Genomic DNA, 1,747 nt, shown 5'->3' with positions numbered 1-1,747 from the left:
TCTGTTTTGGTAGGGTCAAGAGATGGCGCGGTGTAAGTACAGACCTTGTGAGGCCAGGCTGTTTACTCCCCTTTCGGGAGAGTGTCCCCCTCAAGCGGGTCATCTCATCCGTTTCCATCTCCTGCCACCTCAAACCGTACGTGCGGATTTCCCGCATACGGCTTTCCTGTGTGCTTCACCTCAAGGCTTATGTGACCTATCGTGCTGGGAGTGCTTTCTGTCGGAGATACCTTATTCTGTAATCATTGTAGATTCCAGTGATCTTGAGTAACTCCTCCTTACTCCACCTCTTCCAGCCGAAGCCTTTCTTCTGTTTCTTTCTCATCATGTGTCTTCTGAGTTTCCTGTTCACCCAGTCTCTAATAAAGCTGAAGACTTTCTTTGAATTACCTATCCTGAAGTAGTTTACCCAGCCCCTCAATATTGGGTTTATCGCTTCCACCAGTCTTTCCAAGGAGTTGGAGCGATAAATAAGGAACTGGTACTTCAGCTTTTCCAGTAATGCCTTTCTAGCCTTCTTGTTAGGTCTGTAATCAGGTCTACGTTTTCCGTTCTTGGCCTTCACCATTGAGAATTCAAATCCAAGGAATTGAAAGCTGCCCTTCTCCATGTCGACTATCTTGCTCTTTTCTTCATTGAGCTGAACCTCTATCTTCTCGAATTCTTCCAGTAGTCTCCTATTGACTTTATCTACCCACTCTCCGGGATAGACAAGGGCCACAAGATCGTCTGCATATCTTGCATAGCTTACCTTTCCCGTTACTCTGCCTGCTTTCTCCAGCATTATGTCTATCTCGTTGAGATAGATGTTTGCCAGTAATGGCGAGAGTACTCCTCCCTGTGGTATCCCTTTCTTTCCCGCCTTCTTGCATATGAGTTTCAGTAGATGCATTATCTCTGGATCGTCTATTCTCTTTGCAACTTTCTCAAAGAGTATATGGTGTTTGACATTGTCGAAGAAGCCTTTGAGGTCAAGGTCTATCACAACTGTCTTTCCTTTGAACAGTTCCTTGTCCACTCTTTCTATTGCATCATGCGCGCTTCTTCCCGGTCTGAATCCAAACGATCCCTCCTGGAAGTCCGTTTCGAATATCGGTTCTAGGATAAGCTTCATTGCTCCCTGTACTATCCTGTCCCTTATTGCCGGTATCTTCAGTATTCTCTCTTTACCGTCAGCCTTAGGTATGGATAGACTTCTGTACTCCAATGGTTCGTACTCTCCCTTGAGCAATTCCTGAAGTAGTTCGAGGATATAGTTTCTTACCCCTATTTCCTCGATGTCCCGAAAACTTACTCCATCCACTCCGGGAGATCCGTTGTTCTTTCTGGCCAAGTAGTAGGCCTTTTCCAGTGTTTCTACCTTACAGATATGGGTGTATAACCCCCAGAATCTCCATTCTGGTTCGGCCTTCGCCTTGAGGTATATCTTGTTCCTCACTTCCTGCAGGGGTATGAATCCTTTTCTCATTACGATTCCTGCCTCCTTTCTTGGTAACAAGAGTTACATACAGTAGGGCTCCTTTACTCGGGAGGAGTTACCCTCCGTCATAACTAATACGAACCCATCCGCCACCCTCTGGTCTTTCGGTCAATTTCCCATTCCGGTTATATGACCTACCTCGTTCAAGGGATTTCTCCCAGGTACCAGTAGGGCTTCTCCAGTTGCGTTGAATGTCCTTGTGATCATGCCATCGCTATCACCCCGCCGGAAGATATTCGCGTTTCAGTCAGTCTTCGCTCATATCTG

Annotated in this window: 1 protein-coding gene; it reads right to left on the bottom strand. The window is 46.3% G+C overall.

The annotated features are described in order from the left end of the window. Positions 1–196 precede the first annotated feature (196 nt). Positions 197–1,468: a group II intron reverse transcriptase/maturase gene (gene ltrA, locus Q502_RS14140; protein WP_099830862.1), complete on the bottom strand. Its 1,272-nt coding sequence runs from the start codon at positions 1,466–1,468 to the stop codon at positions 197–199. Positions 1,469–1,747: the final 279 nt, after the last annotated feature.

This window comes from Mesotoga sp. Brook.08.YT.4.2.5.2. (genome assembly GCF_003351125.1).
Classification (GTDB): Bacteria; Thermotogota; Thermotogae; order Petrotogales; family Kosmotogaceae; genus Mesotoga.
Note: the sequence above shows the minus strand (reverse complement) of the source record. Positions and strands in the feature narration are given on the sequence as shown.

Bases quoted from the DNA above. Each gene is read 5' to 3' on its own strand.
- ltrA (WP_099830862.1), bottom strand. From the start codon at position 1,468: ATGAGAAAAGGATTCATACCCCTGCAGGAAGTGAGGAACAAGATATAC.